The sequence below is a fragment of the Enterobacter sp. I4 genome, from assembly GCF_022669095.1.
In the GTDB taxonomy this organism is placed as follows: domain Bacteria; phylum Pseudomonadota; class Gammaproteobacteria; order Enterobacterales; family Enterobacteriaceae; genus Enterobacter; species Enterobacter pasteurii.
The window spans coordinates 1,417,764-1,433,355 of sequence record NZ_JALBUO010000001.1 but is presented as its reverse complement, the minus strand read 5'-3'; the positions used below and the strand labels follow the sequence as shown (position 1 = coordinate 1,433,355).

Sequence of the window (15,592 nt, the reverse complement as noted above, 5' to 3'; positions counted from 1 at the left end):
GCTGGGCAAACGTTTGCCGGGTGCATAGAGTAACGTCAATATTTCAATGCTGGAACTGTTAATTGCATGACTGCCGAAACCCGACGCCGCGCCGTGAAGGCTGCACGAGGCGAAACGCCGTTTGACCTGTTGCTTACGCATACCCGAGTTGTTGATATGGCAACCGGTGAGATCCGCGACGCGGATGTGGGCATCGTCGGCTCGCTTATCGCCAGCGTCCATCCGCGCGGTAACCGCAACGATGCGCATGAGACGCATGACCTGAACAACCAGTTTCTCTCTCCGGGGCTAATGGACACGCATGTTCACCTTGAAAGCTCGCATCTGCTGCCCGCCCGCTACGCAGAGATCGTACTGGCGCAGGGCACCACCGCTGTGTTCTGGGATCCGCACGAGCTGGCAAACGTTCTGGGGATTGAGGGCGTCCGCTTTGCCATTGAGGCGAGCCGCAACCTGCCACTGCAGGTAATGGTCGCGGCGCCATCGAGCGTCCCTTCCACACCGGGGCTGGAGATGTCCGGCGCAGACTTTGCGGGCGAAGAGATGAATACCCTGCTTGGCTGGCCCGAAGTGCGCGGCGTGGCGGAAGTGATGGACATGCACGGAGTGCTGAATGGCAGTCAGCGTATGCTGGAGATCGTGCAGGCCGGGCTGGAAAGTGGGAAGCTGATTGAAGGTCACGCGCGTGGTCTGAGCGGCGCGGATTTACAGGCGTATCTGGCGGCGGGCGTCACCTCCGATCATGAACTCACCTCCGCCGACGATGCGCTGGAAAAATTACGCGCCGGGCTGACGCTGGAGATCCGCGGCTCGCATCCTTATCTGCTGCCTGATATCGTCAGCGCGCTGAAAACGCTGCCGCATCTGTCGTCACAAATCACGGTCTGCACTGACGATGTCCCACCGGACATCTTGATGGAAAAAGGCGGCATCATCGCCCTGCTCAACCTGCTGATTGAACATGGCCTTCCGGCGACGGACGCGCTGCGGTTTGCTACCCTGAACGCCTCCCTGCGCCTGCAGCGTAACGATCTCGGGCTGATTGCCGCGGGTCGTCGTGCGGATCTGGTGGTGTTCGATTCACTGGATAAACTGACGGCTCGTCGGGTGTACGTCGCCGGAAAATGCATTGCCCGTGACGGAGCGATGATCGAGCCGATTGTTGATACGCCCCTGACGCTGCCCCGGGATACCGTGCGCCTGTCGTCGCTGACCACCAGTGATTTTTACATGCGCATCGACAACGCAAACCACGGTGTGGCGCGCCTGCGTCATATCAGCGGCGCACGTTTTACCCGCTGGGGAGACACCGACGTCCGGGTACGTGACGGACGCGTTGAGATACCGGCTGGTTTTAGCCTGATTTGGGTTCAGCACCGCCACGCACGCCATGCGGCGGTACCGCAAATCGCCCTGCTGGAAGGCTGGGGAGAGCTGCGGGGGGCCATTGCCACCAGCTACTCCCATGACTCACACAACCTGGTGGTACTGGGACGCGATCCTGCTGACATGGCACTGGCCGCCAACACGCTGATCCAAAGCGGTGGCGGGATGGCGCTGGTACAGAACGGGGACGTGATCGCCCATGTGGCGATGCCCATTGCGGGGATGTTGTCAGAGCTCGCCCCTGCGGAACTGGCGCGCCAGTTCCGTGAGCTGCGCGAACGCAGCAGCCAGATTGCCGACTGGGAGCCGCCATACAGAGTATTTAAAGCCATTGAAGGGACGTGCCTTGCCTGCAACGCCGGGCCGCATTTAACCGATCTTGGACTGACCGATGGCAGCACGCGCCAGATTGTCGATCCGCTGATTTCTTACCGGGAAACCCCGGACACCACACAATAATACAGAAGGAGAGCCGGATAATGGCCGACAATACCGTTAATTCGCCAGCACCAGGGAACTGGCTTGAACGTCGTTTTGCACTGTATACGCGCGGCAGTACCGTGCGCACAGAGTGTCTGGCCGGTCTCACCGGTTTTCTCGCAGCCGCCTATTTGCTGGTGGTCATCCCGGGGCTTCTCGCCGTAGGCGGGATGGACAAAGGCGCGGCGACCACCGGCACCATTTTGGTGTTTGTGGCCGGTACGCTACTGATGGCGTTTTACGCCAACCTGCCGTTTATTGTCGGGCCCGGCATTGGTGGCTCGGTGCTGGTCGGGGTAACGCTGGCGGGCAGTGAAGGCATCGGCTGGCAAATTGGTCTGGGCATTGCCTGCTGGTCGGGTATTTTGTTCTTCCTGCTCACCCGTTTTGGCCTGCGAGAGGTTGTGACCCGCTCCGTACCGCAGTCCATCAAACTGGGACTGACGGCTTCTATCGGTCTTTTTGTCGCCGTACTGGGCTTTCGCAATGCCGGCCTGGTGCAGGCTAACGCAAAAACGAACGCGCTGATGCTGGGTGATTTTCTCTCCCCAGGCGCGCTGGTGGCGCTCAGCGGCCTGTTCCTCGCCATTGCCCTGCAGGCGCGTCGCATTCCGGGCGCCATTTTGTGGGCCATTTTATTTGCTACCCTCGTAGGCATTCCGATGGGGGTGACCCGCCTTCCTGCCAGCTTTATTGACATGCCTCACTCACTGACGCCGGTACTGAGCCATATCGACATGCTGGGCGCGCTGAATATTGCCTTCCTGCCGTTCCTGTTTGTCTTTTTCGCATCGGAGTTTTTCTCCACCATGGGCACCACGCTGGCGGTGGGAGGTGAAGCCGGGTTGCTGGATGAAGAGGGCAATATGGCAAACATCAATCGCCCGTTTATGGTGGACTCGATTGCCGCCGCGATTGGCCCCTGGGTGGGTATTCCTGCCGCCACGGCGCTGATTGAATCCTCAGCGGCCGCAGAAGCGGGGGGTAAAACCGGCATGACGGCGCTGGCCGCTGCGATCATGTTCCTGCTGATGCTGCTGTTTACGCCCGTTGCGCTCATGATCCCCAAAGAAGCCACGGCGCCTGCCCTAATCCTGATAGGCCTGAATATGTTCAGCGGCCTGCGTAAGGTGGATCTGGCAAACTTCACCGACGGGCTGCCGGTGCTGATGATGGTGATGATTACGCTGATTGCCAACAGCTTCGGGACAGGGATTGCGGGAGGGCTGCTGTTTTACATCGTCATCAAAGCGATTGCAGGAAAATGGCGAGAAATCCCCGTTGGTCTGTGGATCCTCGCCATTCCGCTGGTGTATTACTTTGCCACGCTGGTGAAGCACTAATCCTTGCGCGGTTGCCGTGTCGGGCTATGGCCATACTCGTAATGGCCATAGCCTGCACGGTAATACAGCGCTGCCGATTTCACTACATCGTTCAGCACGGTGCCGTTGATATGCGCCCCCGTTTGCTGCAAACGCTTAATGCTGTTCTCCATCTCTTTCAGGCTGGTTTTACCATAGCGGGCCACCAGCAGCGAGGTGGCGGCCACCGGGGCAGCCACTGAGGCGTCGGTTACGGCCAGCACCGGTGGGGTATCGAGGATCACAAGGTCATAATGCTCATCTGCCCAGATCATTAACGCCCTGAAGCGTTCGCTCATCAGCAGTTCAGAGGGGCGTAACGGAACCGGCCCGCAGGTCAGGACATCAATGTTGCCTTTCTCATAGCGCTGAATCACCGCCTGGAAATGACATTTTCCGTCAAGCACGTCGGAAAGCCCGGTATGATTTTTCAGGTCAAAGATGTTGTGTACATATCCCTCGCGCATATCCGCATCAATGAATAACACCCTGAGCCCGGCCTGCGCTTCAATCACGGCCAGCGAAGTGCTGACAAGGGTTTTACCGCAGTCCTGCGTTGGGCCAGAAATCATCACGATCCGGTTAGCGGCATCCTGCAAAGTGAAATGCAGGCTGGTGCGCAGCCCCCGCACGGCCTCGACAAAAACATCCGCAGGCCGATCAACCGGCAGGAAAGGAACATCGACAATCTTGTGTCTCCAGCGTGAGCCAAATACGCGTTTTTTACGCAGGTTGGTTTTTTTCCACAGCCACAGGGAACGGGGCAAGGTAGCCATCACCTGTACGCCAAGACCTTCCAGCTGCTCGGAGGTATTGATGCCGCGTCTGAGTGCCATGCGGACCAGAACCAGCCCCATTGAGCATATCAGCCCCAACAGGATGCCTAAGACGATAATCACCAGCTTTCGCGGTTTGATGGGATCGGGTTGCGTCACCGCGCTGTCGATAATTCGCACGTTACCAATGGCGCTGGAGCGCGAAATGTTCAGCTCCTGCTGACGGGTGAGTAGCTGCAAATAGATGGTGCGGCCTGACTCCACATCCCGACTGAGGCGCAAAATATCCTGCTGGGTCGATGGCATGGCGGCGACACGCTGATTAAGGCGGACCTTCTCCTGCTCAAGCGTCTGACGCTTTTCACGCAAGGCGCGGTAGTTCGGGTGCTCTTTCTTGAACAGCTGAGAAATCTCCGCCTCACGAAACGTCAGCTCGTTGAGCTGGTTTTCGATATTCACAATCTGCTCAAGAACCGATTTCGCTTCCAGGGAGAGATCCACCGAGTCACGCTGTTTGCGATACTGATTAAGCCGCTCTTCAGCCAGATCCAGTTCGCTTCTGATTTTAGGCAATTGCTGCTGCAAAAATGCAAGACTGCGCGCATCCTGTGCTTCCTGGCGCGCAATGTTTTGCTGCAAATAGTTGTTGGCAATCCGGTCAAGCACATGCGCAATGCGCTCAGGATCGTTTCCGGTCAGCGTGAGCATCAGTACCCCACTCTGCTTTGCCGATTCAACGACGCTAAATTGGGTGCTGAGCGTATTAATAGCTTCCAGACGGGTGCTGTTTTGCACCGTGAATTGCGTGCCCGTTGGCGCATTCATTTTCACCACTAGCAGCGAAACGCCGGCTTTTTCCAGCGGTTTCCCTTCCCTGCCCTCGGCATAAAAGTTATCGCCCTCCAGCCGGTATGCCCCTTTTTCCAGCACAGTGAGCACAAGGGTGCGAGGTTTTCCTTCGACAGGGGGAAGTTGCAGCCAGTCAAGGGCAACCGTCGCTGGTTTACGGCCCTGCAACCGTGCCCACAGACGACCCACTACCGGGAACGTACACTGCGTCACGTGCTGTGTTAGGCCTAATTCATCGACGGTTGCGCCCAGAATCATGCGCGATTTAAGCAGAAGAATTTCAGGTTCGACATCGGGAGACATCTCACTCCCAAACTGCCTTAAATTTTTGAGCAGGCTGTTATCCTGCTTTCCTTCTACCTGGATTAAAGCATCTGCGCGATAAACGGGCGTGGCCAGAAAGGCATACAGCCCCGCCAACAGGGTGAACAGGAAAGTTATCGATAAAATGACTGCACGGTGATCGATCACCTCGCCGAGCAGGCTAATGAGATCGATTTCATGATTCTCCGGTGCTGCCGCACCGTAACTGTCTGTTGTGTAAGACGACATTAACGCTTCATTCCTTGTTGACTCAAACGATGAGCCCATTCCTGACTGGCTTTGCCCAGCAGACCGAAAACATAATCGAATGCTTCACGACTTTTACAATAGGGATCGGGGATGTCCTGCGGCCCCAACCATTGCCCAAAAAGCAGCGATTTGCCGCGAATTTCCGGGGCCATGTCAGAGATAAAGCGAAGATGAGCAGGTTCCATCACCAGAATCAGATCCGATTCCCGCATGATCTGCGGGGTCAGTTTGCGCGCGCGATGTCCCTCAAGTGAGATCCCATGTCGCCTTGCCACGTCCTGAGCGCTGACATCCGCCGGACTGCCCTCCAGCCCATAGATACCTGCCGAGGTTATCCGTTTTCCCGGTAGCAACTGACGCAACAGCCGCTCGCCAATCGGCGAGCGACAAATATTGCCGGTGCAGACCACTAAGATGGAATCAAACATTATTGCGGCCACGATCTGATGTTACGCACCGTCTCGGTAATGTCATGCACGCCGCTGATGGTTGGCACAAGCTGCGTAATCACGCGATTCCAGCGTGACAGCGGCGCGGTGGTCACATAGACAATGTCGTAGGGCTCAAGCTGAAATTCGGTGCCTAACACCATGGCTGAAGCATCTTTGGCATCCAGCTGATAGACCGTGGCGAGTTTGTCGGCGCGATCCTTTTTCGGCACCGAACGTATGACGAAAATGCCGGTGGCATCCGCCATATTCTGGTTCAGGCCGCCCGCGTTACCCAGCGCTTCGGCGAGGGTCATGCCGCTGCGATCCATTTTCAGCGTACTTTGTTTAATAACCTCCCCCATGACGAACACCTTCAGCGCGTCGTTACGGGGAACAAACAGAATATCGCCCGGGTAGAGCAACTTATTTTGGGTGAGATCGCCGCACTGCATCAGCGCATACAGAGAGAGGCGCGTATCCTTGCCGTTATGGGTGAGCACCACGTTACGCCAGTCCGCGTCAGCAGAAAGGCCCCCGGCAGCGTTGACGGCATCCATGACCGTCAGCGGAATATTCGTGATAGCCTGCTGGCCCGACTTCATCACTTCACCCGTGACGTAGGCTTTTTGCGAGCGGAAGGAGGCGATGCTGACGTCCACCTGCGGGCTTTGAATGACGTTGTCCAGCCGGGCGGTGATCTCTTCACGTACCTGAGAGACCGTTTTGCCTGCCACATGCAGTTTGCCAACGTACGGATAGAAAAGCGTGCCGTCAGCGTTGACCCAGTTACCGGTGTCGCTTGCGCTACGATACTGGCCCGCCGGGGTAGTCAGCTCAGGGTGATCCCAGACGGTAACGGTTAAAATATCGCCGGTTCCGATACGGTATTCCCAGTTTTTGACTTCGTTATCCAGATTAGGATTTGCCTGAGATTTTGAGACCGGAGGCCGCAGTTTTTCAATTAGCGAAGGCGTGAGGGGATAAACGTCCACCCGTTTCTCACGCTGATAGTTTGCATCTTCTGTGGCAATGACCTGCTTTCCCCCAGGGTCGAGATGCTGACCGGGAGAAAATACGCAGCCCGCGAGCGGGATAATAGTGAAAAGCAGTATCGAAAATGCCGTTGTATTTTTCATTTATTAAAATTGTTTTATAGTAGTGATTATCATAAGTCTGGTAAAAACCTAAAACTTCCTTTAAGAACAAGCTCCTGTTAGTCAACGCATTAACGAAGCAGCCAGTATCAATTAAAAAGCTGGCCGCTAGCCCTACATTAAGCCTTTGTCAGTCGGATAATTACTGAATTTTGATCGCGGAGGTTTAGTTTCGGACAATCTTAAATGTTCTATTCGTTGAATGCATGCCTGTATCCTTGTAAATTGGCTCTGAAAATGTCTTTTCAGAATTAATTAATAAAACAATAATTATTATATCTATTAAGGCTGGCATTAATTCATAGCCAAAATACTTTATGGCCGTTTTGACTACACAAATCCCTTCACTTTTGTTACATTTTTTTCAAACTCATCCTGATGATGATACTTAAAATGAACTGCCTGCCCTCCGTTTCCGGATCTGCACGCAAAAGTATCAGTAACGATATGACTGGAGAAAAAATGGCTAAGCGTAAATTGCTGCTTCTGGGCGTTTTACTGTCACTGGCGGGAGCCGCGAACTCTGCGCCGCAAGCGTCGACGTCCCCTTCGGGCATCAAAGCTTACGAAGAACAAGAGTTCATTGCCGATTTTACAAAGTTCAAAATTGGCGACACGGCGCCTGCGCAGTATCAGACGCCCGAGTACACCATCAAACAGTATCAGCTGCGCAACCTGCCTGCGCCGGATGCCGGCACGCACTGGACCTACATGGGCGAGAATTACGTTCTGATCGGTGATGCCGATGGCAAAATCTACAAAGCCTATAACGGAGATATCTTCTATCACCGCTGATACGATGCTGATCCGGCCCTGGCAGGAGGACGACAGGCCGTTCCTGCGCACGCTCTACCTGCATGCGCGACGCGAGGCCTGGCCGTGGCTGGACAGCGCGGAATGGCAGCTTGAGGACTTCGACGCAGCAACGCGCGACGAGCAGATCTGGGTTGCGATTCACGACGGCCACCGCGTGGGTTTTGCCTCCGTCCATGAAAACGATAACTTTCTGCACAACCTGTTTGTCGATCCGCAGCATCAGGGCATGGGGGTTGGACGCCTGTTGCTTGAACAGGTACAGAAATCGTTTACCAGCACCGGCGCCCTGAAGTGCCTGGTGAAGAATGAACGGGCGGTTGCCTTTTACCAGCGCCACGGCTGGCACATTGAAGCATCAGGGGATTCACCGGAAGGCGAGTATTACCTGATGCACTATCGGCTGGGCTAGCGTCAGGTGGCGGTTACGCTTAACTGACGTAAAAACTCAACAGGCCGGGTAAGGCGAAGCCGCCCCCCGGCACTAACGCGCAGAGACGCTACACCGCGCGAAACGCGATTTCACCTGGAATAACCTCGCCCTGCCAGTAGAGCTGCGCCGCAACGCGCCCTGCCAGCTGACGATAGATCTCCGCAAATTCGCTGTCCGGACGGCTGACGACCGTCGGTTTCCCGCTATCGAGATCTTCACGCAGCGTGATGTGCAGCGGCATCTGCCCAAGCAGCTGAGTGTGATACTGCACCGCCAGCTTCTCCGCACCACCGGTACCAAAGATTGGCTCATGGTGGCCGCAGTTGCTGCAAATGTGCATGCTCATATTCTCGACGATGCCCAGCACCGGCACCTCCACCTTCTCGAACATCACGATGCCTTTTTTGGCGTCGATCAGCGCGATATCCTGCGGGGTGGTTACCACAACGGCCCCGGTTACCGGAATGTTCTGCGCCAGCGTCAGCTGAATATCACCGGTACCCGGCGGCATATCCAGCACCAGATAATCCAGATCCGGCCACATGGTCTCCTGCAACATTTGCAGCAGCGCTTTGCTGGCCATCGGGCCACGCCAGACCATTGCGTTATCGTCCGTCACCAGGTAACCAATTGAGTTGGTCGCCAGGCCGTGCGCCATAATCGGCGCCATGTGGGTCCCGTCCGGGGAAGTCGGACGCTGGTTTTCCGCGCCGAGCATGTTCGGAATGGAGGGGCCGTAGATATCCGCATCCAGAATGCCGACTTTCGCCCCTTCAGCCGCCAGCGCGAGGGCCAGGTTAACGGCGGTAGACGATTTACCCACCCCGCCCTTGCCGGAGCTGACGGCGATGATGTTCTTCACGCCGTTAACGCCCGGCTGATTTTTCACGCGCTTGAGCGTGGCGATGCTGTGGCTCAGCTTCCAGTCAATCGCTTTTGCCCCGGTAATACGCAGCAGCTCGGAGCTGGTCTGCTCTTTCAGCGCGTCAAAGGCGCTGGTCCAGACGAACGGCATTTGCAGTTCAATGTGCAGCGTATCGTCCAGCCACGCGACATGGTGCAGCGCTTTTAGCGTGGTGAGATTGTGCTTCAGGGTTGGGTGCTGAAAATTAGCCAGCGTTCCGGCGACCATTGCTCGTAAGGCTTCCGGTGATTTGGCCTGGGACTGAGAACTCATCCCGACTCCTTTGTTCTTGTGAATAAGACCTTAGACAAACAAGTTTACCTGAAAGGGCGCGGTTTGTGCTTACTTAATAATGCCCCTTTTGGTAATATCGAAAACCCTTTTCACAGTTAAAAGAAGTAATGCCCACTATGACTCAAGTCGCGAAAAAAATTCTGGTAACGTGCGCCCTGCCGTACGCCAACGGCTCAATCCACCTCGGCCACATGCTGGAGCATATCCAGGCTGATGTCTGGGTCCGTTACCAGCGAATGCGCGGCCACGAGGTTAACTTCATCTGCGCGGACGATGCTCACGGTACGCCGATCATGCTGAAAGCACAGCAGCTGGGTATCTCCCCGGAGCAGATGATTGCCGAAATGAGTCAGGAGCATCAGACCGATTTTGCTGGCTTTGACATCAGCTACGACAACTATCACTCCACGCACAGCGACGAAAACCGCGAGCTGTCGGAGCTGATCTACACCCGTCTGAAAGAGAACGGTTTTATTAAAAACCGCACCATTTCTCAGCTGTACGATCCGGAAAAAGGCATGTTCCTGCCGGACCGTTTCGTGAAAGGCACCTGTCCGAAATGTAAATCTCCGGACCAGTACGGCGATAACTGCGAAGTCTGCGGCGCAACCTACAGCCCGACCGAGCTTATCGAGCCGAAATCCGTCGTCTCTGGCGCGACGCCTGTGATGCGTGATTCCGAGCACTTCTTCTTCGACCTGCCGTCGTTCAGCGAAATGCTGCAGGCATGGACGCGCAGCGGCGCCCTGCAGGAGCAGGTGGCGAACAAAATGCAGGAGTGGTTCGAATCCGGTCTGCAGCAGTGGGATATCTCCCGCGATGCGCCCTACTTCGGCTTCGAAATCCCGAACGCGCCGGGCAAATATTTCTACGTCTGGCTGGATGCGCCAATTGGCTACATGGGCTCCTTCAAGAACCTGTGCGACAAGCGCGGCGACAGCGTCAGCTTCGACGAATACTGGAAGAAAGATTCCACCGCCGAGCTGTATCACTTCATCGGTAAAGACATCGTTTACTTCCACAGCCTGTTCTGGCCGGCCATGCTGGAAGGCAGCAACTTCCGCAAGCCAACCAACCTGTTCGTGCACGGCTACGTGACGGTGAACGGCGCGAAGATGTCCAAATCTCGCGGGACGTTCATCAAGGCCAGCACCTGGCTGAACCACTTCGACGCGGACAGCCTGCGCTACTACTACACGGCGAAGCTCTCATCCCGCATCGACGACATCGACCTGAACCTCGAAGATTTCGTGCAGCGCGTGAACGCGGATATCGTCAACAAGGTGGTGAACCTGGCCTCCCGTAACGCGGGCTTTATCGCCAAGCGTTTTGACGGCGTGATGGCGGCTGAACTGGCTGACCCTGCGCTGTACAAAACCTTCACCGACGCCGCCGGGACCATTGGCGAAGCCTGGGAAGCGCGCGAGTTCGGTAAGGCGGTGCGTGAAATTATGGCCCTGGCCGACCTGGCTAACCGCTATGTCGACGAGCAGGCGCCGTGGGTAGTGGCAAAACAGGAAGGCCGCGATGCCGATCTGCAGGCTATCTGCTCCATGGGCATTAACCTGTTCCGCGTGCTGATGACGTACCTGAAGCCGGTGCTGCCGCAGCTTGCAGCCCGCGCGGAAGCGTTCCTGAACACCGAACTCACCTGGGATGCAATGGCGCAGCCGCTGCTTGGCCACAAGGTGAACACCTTCAAGGCACTGTATAACCGCATCGACATGAAGCAGGTTGAAGCGCTGGTGGAAGCCTCTAAAGAAGAGGTGAAAGCGGCTGCCGCACCGGTGACCGGCCCGCTGGCTGACGATCCGATTCAGGAAACCATCACCTTTGACGATTTCGCGAAGGTCGATCTGCGCGTGGCGCTGATTGAAAACGCGGAGTTCGTGGAGGGGTCTGACAAGCTGCTGCGCCTGACGCTGGATCTGGGCGGCGAGAAGCGTAACGTCTTCTCCGGCATCCGCTCAGCCTATCCCGATCCGCAGGTGCTGATTGGCCGCCAGACCGTGATGGTGGCAAACCTGGCGCCGCGCAAAATGCGCTTCGGCATCTCTGAGGGGATGGTGATGGCCGCAGGCCCTGGCGGGAAAGATATTTTCCTGTTAAGCCCTGACGAAGGCGCGAAGCCGGGTCAGCAGGTGAAATAACAAAAAAGCCGGAGATAATCTCCGGCTTTTTTTTATGGCATTTTATTTTCTCACTCTCCCCGTGGGAGAGGGTCGGGGTGAGGGCATCAGGCCGCACCCTACCGCCTTTATGCCTTCGGGTGATGCACCCGGTGGGTCAGCCCGCGCAGGAAGTTACGCAGAAACTGGTCGCCGCACTCGCGGTAGTTTTTGTGGTCCGGCGCGCGCATCATGGCGGTGACTTCCGGCACGGATACGCGGTATTTTTGCTCCGTCATGATCGCCACAATATCGTCCGTTTTCAGGGAGAACGCGATGCGCAGCTTTTTCAGCACCGTGTTGTTGTTCACCCGACGCTCCAGCGCCAGCTCGGGCGCAGACTCGTCTTTGCCGCGCCTGTCGTAAATCAGCCCGTTCAGAAAGCCCGACAGGATAATGTCCGGGCAGCGAACGAAACCCTCTTCGTCTTCTTTGGTCATCCAGGTGTCAAACCCGGCGGACGTGGACTCCATGTCGGAAAGCGCAAGAATGCGCACCATATCATTGTTGTTCGCTTTCAGGGTGTAGCGCAGGCTACGAAGAATATCGTTACTTAGCATAGAGCCTTCAAATGTCGATGATGCAATGGCGCGCAGTGTACCAGTTTTACAGGCCAATCGCCTCTTTCAAACTTTTCAGGTAGCGACGGCTGACGGGCACCGTTTGCCCGGCGCGCAGCACCAGTTCGGCCTGGCCGTTATCCTCCAGGCGGATCTCCTTCAGGTGCGCCATGTTCACCAGATACTGGCGATGGCAGCGGATCAGCGGCGTGCGGCTCTCCAGCGTGCGCAGCGTCAGCTCGGTAAAGCCTTCGTTACCTTCGGCGCTGGTGGCGTACACGCCGCTCAGTCGGCTACTGACAAAGGCAACGTCGTCCATTTGCAGGAGATAAATTCGGCTGTGCCCGGTACACGGGATGAACTTCAGCGGCTGCTGATGTTCCGGCAGCAGCGATACATCCTGCACGCTCCGCTCCTGGCGCAAACGGGACAGAGTCTTATCAAGCCGCTTCTCTTCGATGGGCTTCAGCAGATAGTCAAAGGCGTGCTCTTCAAACGCCTTTACGGCGTATTCGTCAAACGCCGTAAGAAAGACGATATAGGGACGATGCTCCGGATCGAGCATCCCGACCATCTCCAGCCCGCTGATGCGCGGCATCTGAATATCGAGGAACAGCACGTCCGGGCGCAGCTTGTGCACCGCGCCAATGCCCTCAATCGCGTTCGCGCACTCGCCCACCACCTCGATATCGCTCTGCTCCTGCAACAGGACCCGCAGGTTTTCCCGTGCTAACGGCTCATCGTCAACAATCAGCACTCTTAACATGCGTTCTCCTCCAGCGGCAATCGTAAGGTAATTCGGGTATAGCGGTCTGGCTCACAGGCGACGGTGATACCGCAGTCGTCACCAAAGTGCGCGCGCAGGCGTTTATCCACCAGGCTCATGCCTAAACCGCCTGACGCGGAGGCCTCGTACAGCCCGGCGTTGTCTTCAATATCCAGCACCAGATGATGGTTAAAACGGGAAGCGGAAATCGTTATCTCTCCGGTGCCCAGCAGCTGCGAAGTGCCGTGCTTAATGGCGTTTTCCACGATCGGTTGCAGGGTAAACGCGGGCAGATGCTGATACGCCAGCTCGTCCGGGACGGATAACGACACCTGTAAACGTGACTGGAAGCGCGCTTTTTCGATTTGCAGATAGGCGTTTACGTGCTCAACCTCGTCCGCGAGGGTGACAATCTCCGAGGGCCGCTTCAGGTTTTTGCGGAAAAATGTCGACAGAAACTGCACCAGCTGCGCGGCCTGATCGCTGTCGCGGCGGATCACCGCCTTCAGCGTATTGAGCGCGTTAAACAGGAAATGCGGGTTCACCTGGGCGTGCAGGAGCTTAATTTCGGATTGCGTCAGTAACGCTTTTTGCCGCTCATACTGCCCCGCAAGGATCTGCGCCGAAAGCAGCTGGGCTATGCCCTCTCCCAGGGTGCGGTTGATGGAGCTGAACAGGCGGTTTTTGGCTTCGTAAAGCTTAATGGTGCCCATCACCCGCTGGTTTTCGCCCCGCAGGGGAATAACCAGCGTCGAACCGAGCTTGCACTGCGGATGCAGGGAGCAGCGGTACGGCACCTCGTTACCGTCGGCATAGACCACTTCGCCCGTTTCAATCGCGCGCAGGGTGTAGGCCGAGGAGATCGGTTTGCCCGGCAGATGGTGATCGTCTCCGGTACCGGTAAACGCCAGCAGCTTCTCGCGATCGGTAATCGCCACGGCCCCGATATCCAGCTCTTTATAAAGCACCTGCGCCACCTTCATGCTGTTTTCTTCGTTGAATCCCTGACGCAGGATCCCTTCGGTAGAGGCCGCCACCTTCAGGGCGGTGGCGGAAAATGCCGAGGTGTATTTTTCGAACATGGCGCGTTTGTCGAGCAGAATGCGCATAAACAGCGCCGCCCCCACGGTGTTGGTCACCATCATCGGCGCGGCGATATTGCTCACCAGGTGCAGGGCGTCTTCAAACGGACGCGCGATAAGCAAAATGATCGCCATTTGCGCCATTTCGGCCACAAAGGTAATGGCACCGGCGGTCAGCGGGCTAAAGACTTTGTCCGGGCGGCCACGTTTGATCATGTAGCTGTGAACCAGACCGCCAAGTAATCCCTCGACGATAGTCGAAATCATGCAGCTCAGCGCCGTCATGCCGCCCATTGAATAGCGATGCAGGCCGCCGGTTAACCCTACCAGACCACCCACAACCGGGCCGCCCAGCAGCCCGCCCATAACCGCGCCGATGGCGCGCGTATTGGCAATGGAATCTTCAATATGGAGGCCAAAATAGGTGCCCATAATGCAGAAAATGGAGAACGTGACGTAGCAGAGCAGCTTGTGCGGTAAACGTACGGTGACCTGCATCAGCGGAATAAACAGGCGCGTTTTGCTCATCAGCCACGCGATAACAAGAAACACGCACATCTGCTGAAGCAACAGCAGCACCAGATTAAACTCGTACATACCCACAACCGCACAGTCTAAAAACGCGTAACATACACTGATGGCGGTAAACTTTCTTTGAAACGTGCCATAAAAGCGATAAATCGTGTCCGCTATCACACCTTTTGCCGCACCCGATCCGGGCCTCGCATAATTTGTACAAAAAAGAATCAATTCTTCCTGGTTCCGCAATGTGGGTCTACAGTTAAGCTGGGGACGCGTAAGCCTGGGGGCGAAAATGGCGCTTTACACGATAGGTGAAGTGGCACTCCTGTGTGATATCAATCCCGTTACGCTACGGGCGTGGCAGCGACGGTACGGATTGCTTAAGCCGCAAAGAACGGACGGCGGGCATCGCCTGTTCAACGATGCGGACATCGACCGGATCCGTGAGATCAAAAGCTGGATCGACAACGGCGTGCAGGTGGGTAAGGTGAAGTCGCTGCTGAGCCAGGACGATCCTGATACCCAGCATGCCTGGCGCGAGCAGCAGGAAACCCTGCTGAGGCTGTTGCAGGCGGGCAATTTGCAGCGTCTGCGCGGCTGGATCAAAGAACAGGGGCGGGATTACCCCGCGCAGACCCTCATCACCCACCTTTTTATTCCCCTGCGGCGACGTCTCCAGTGTCAGCAAACTACCCTCCAGGCGCTGCTCAGCATGCTCGACGGCGTGCTGATTAACTATATTTCCGTCTGTCTTGCCTCCGCGCGCAATAAAAACAGCAAGGATGCGCTGGTGGTCGGCTGGAACGTGCACGATACCACCCGGCTGTGGCTCGAAGCGTGGATAGCCATCCAGCAGGGCTGGCGCGTTGACGTACTTGCCCACTCGCTGGCCCAACTCAGACCGGAGCTGTTTGACGGCCAGACGCTGCTGGTCTGGTGCGGAGAAGTCCCTTCGGCCTCCCAGCGGCAGCTCCTGACCGAATGGCGCGCGCATGGCTATCCCGTTTACCCGCTGGGGCCAAATGCGTCGTAACGGCATT

12 protein-coding genes and 1 pseudogene are annotated in these 15,592 nt (G+C 56.6%); 6 read left to right on the top strand and 7 right to left on the bottom strand.

Features of this window, described 5'->3' with window-relative positions; genetic code table 11:
• The first annotated feature begins 66 nt into the window (after nt 1-66).
• A pseudogene (locus MOQ06_RS06875) lies at nt 67-1,885 on the top strand (adenine deaminase C-terminal domain-containing protein).
• Nucleotides 1,866-3,209: an NCS2 family permease gene (locus MOQ06_RS06870; protein ID WP_242172157.1), complete on the top strand. Its 1,344-nt coding sequence runs from the start codon at nt 1,866-1,868 to the stop codon at nt 3,207-3,209. The pseudogene MOQ06_RS06875 and the gene MOQ06_RS06870 overlap by 20 nt, the downstream one beginning before the upstream one ends.
• Here the strand turns inward: MOQ06_RS06870 and etk are convergent.
• The 3 genes from etk to MOQ06_RS06855 are packed head-to-tail and all read right to left on the bottom strand — an operon-like array spanning nt 3,206 to nt 6,992.
• The gene (gene etk / locus MOQ06_RS06865) at nt 3,206-5,404 is read right to left on the bottom strand and encodes a tyrosine-protein kinase (RefSeq protein ID WP_242172155.1); all 2,199 of its coding nucleotides are present in this window, start codon (nt 5,402-5,404) and stop codon (nt 3,206-3,208) included. The genes MOQ06_RS06870 and etk overlap by 4 nt on opposite strands.
• Nucleotides 5,404-5,853 (bottom strand): protein-tyrosine-phosphatase, encoded by a 450-nt coding sequence (locus tag MOQ06_RS06860; RefSeq protein WP_013097923.1) that lies wholly within the window; start codon nt 5,851-5,853, stop codon nt 5,404-5,406. Before MOQ06_RS06860 ends, etk begins: the two co-directional genes overlap by 1 nt.
• On the bottom strand, nt 5,853-6,992 hold the full coding sequence (locus MOQ06_RS06855; RefSeq protein ID WP_242172153.1) for a polysaccharide export protein: 1,140 nt from the start codon (nt 6,990-6,992) through the stop codon (nt 5,853-5,855). The genes MOQ06_RS06860 and MOQ06_RS06855 overlap by 1 nt, the downstream gene beginning before the upstream one ends.
• A 480-nt stretch (nt 6,993-7,472) precedes the next feature.
• Here MOQ06_RS06855 and MOQ06_RS06850 point away from each other — a divergent pair, with 480 nt between their 5' ends.
• Nucleotides 7,473-7,805, top strand: coding sequence for an RcnB family protein (locus MOQ06_RS06850; RefSeq protein ID WP_148418277.1), 333 nt, complete (start codon nt 7,473-7,475; stop codon nt 7,803-7,805).
• A complete protein-coding gene (locus MOQ06_RS06845) occupies nt 7,756-8,235 on the top strand; it encodes a GNAT family N-acetyltransferase (protein ID WP_148418278.1) in 480 nt (159 codons plus the stop codon). Before MOQ06_RS06850 ends, MOQ06_RS06845 begins: the two co-directional genes overlap by 50 nt.
• Before the next feature lie 88 nt (nt 8,236-8,323).
• Here MOQ06_RS06845 and apbC read toward each other — a convergent pair whose 3' ends face one another.
• Nucleotides 8,324-9,433: an iron-sulfur cluster carrier protein ApbC gene (apbC, locus tag MOQ06_RS06840; RefSeq protein ID WP_242172151.1), complete on the bottom strand. Its 1,110-nt coding sequence runs from the start codon at nt 9,431-9,433 to the stop codon at nt 8,324-8,326.
• 137 nt (nt 9,434-9,570) lie between these two features.
• Between apbC and metG the strand changes: the two genes are divergently transcribed.
• The gene (gene metG, locus MOQ06_RS06835; protein ID WP_242172150.1) at nt 9,571-11,604 is read left to right on the top strand and encodes a methionine--tRNA ligase; all 2,034 of its coding nucleotides are present in this window, start codon (nt 9,571-9,573) and stop codon (nt 11,602-11,604) included.
• 107 nt (nt 11,605-11,711) lie between these two features.
• Here metG and MOQ06_RS06830 read toward each other — a convergent pair whose 3' ends face one another.
• The 3 genes from MOQ06_RS06830 to MOQ06_RS06820 are packed head-to-tail and all read right to left on the bottom strand — an operon-like array spanning nt 11,712 to nt 14,627.
• Nucleotides 11,712-12,182 (bottom strand): DUF1456 family protein, encoded by a 471-nt coding sequence (locus MOQ06_RS06830; protein WP_148422763.1) that lies wholly within the window; start codon nt 12,180-12,182, stop codon nt 11,712-11,714.
• Between the two features lie 46 nt (nt 12,183-12,228).
• Nucleotides 12,229-12,948 (bottom strand): two-component system response regulator BtsR, encoded by a 720-nt coding sequence (gene btsR / locus MOQ06_RS06825; RefSeq protein ID WP_242172148.1) that lies wholly within the window; start codon nt 12,946-12,948, stop codon nt 12,229-12,231.
• On the bottom strand, nt 12,942-14,627 hold the full coding sequence (locus MOQ06_RS06820) for a sensor histidine kinase (protein WP_148422761.1): 1,686 nt from the start codon (nt 14,625-14,627) through the stop codon (nt 12,942-12,944). The genes btsR and MOQ06_RS06820 overlap by 7 nt, the downstream gene beginning before the upstream one ends.
• A gap of 217 nt (nt 14,628-14,844) precedes the next feature.
• Here MOQ06_RS06820 and mlrA point away from each other — a divergent pair, with 217 nt between their 5' ends.
• On the top strand, nt 14,845-15,585 hold the full coding sequence (gene mlrA / locus MOQ06_RS06815) for an HTH-type transcriptional regulator MlrA (RefSeq protein ID WP_242173216.1): 741 nt from the start codon (nt 14,845-14,847) through the stop codon (nt 15,583-15,585).
• Nucleotides 15,586-15,592 lie beyond the last annotated feature (7 nt).

Excerpts from the sequence above, each read along its gene's own strand:
- MOQ06_RS06870 (WP_242172157.1), top strand. The coding sequence starts at position 1,866 with ATGGCCGACAATACCGTTAATTCGCCAGCACCAGGGAACTGGCTTGAA.
- etk (WP_242172155.1), bottom strand. The coding sequence starts at position 5,404 with ATGTCGTCTTACACAACAGACAGTTACGGTGCGGCAGCACCGGAGAAT.
- MOQ06_RS06860 (WP_013097923.1), bottom strand. The coding sequence starts at position 5,853 with ATGTTTGATTCCATCTTAGTGGTCTGCACCGGCAATATTTGTCGCTCG.
- MOQ06_RS06855 (WP_242172153.1), bottom strand. The coding sequence starts at position 6,992 with ATGAAAAATACAACGGCATTTTCGATACTGCTTTTCACTATTATCCCG.
- MOQ06_RS06850 (WP_148418277.1), top strand. The coding sequence starts at position 7,473 with ATGGCTAAGCGTAAATTGCTGCTTCTGGGCGTTTTACTGTCACTGGCG.
- MOQ06_RS06845 (WP_148418278.1), top strand. The coding sequence starts at position 7,756 with ATGGCAAAATCTACAAAGCCTATAACGGAGATATCTTCTATCACCGCT.
- apbC (WP_242172151.1), bottom strand. The coding sequence starts at position 9,433 with ATGAGTTCTCAGTCCCAGGCCAAATCACCGGAAGCCTTACGAGCAATG.
- metG (WP_242172150.1), top strand. The coding sequence starts at position 9,571 with ATGACTCAAGTCGCGAAAAAAATTCTGGTAACGTGCGCCCTGCCGTAC.
- MOQ06_RS06830 (WP_148422763.1), bottom strand. The coding sequence starts at position 12,182 with ATGCTAAGTAACGATATTCTTCGTAGCCTGCGCTACACCCTGAAAGCG.
- btsR (WP_242172148.1), bottom strand. The coding sequence starts at position 12,948 with ATGTTAAGAGTGCTGATTGTTGACGATGAGCCGTTAGCACGGGAAAAC.
- MOQ06_RS06820 (WP_148422761.1), bottom strand. The coding sequence starts at position 14,627 with ATGTACGAGTTTAATCTGGTGCTGCTGTTGCTTCAGCAGATGTGCGTG.
- mlrA (WP_242173216.1), top strand. The coding sequence starts at position 14,845 with ATGGCGCTTTACACGATAGGTGAAGTGGCACTCCTGTGTGATATCAAT.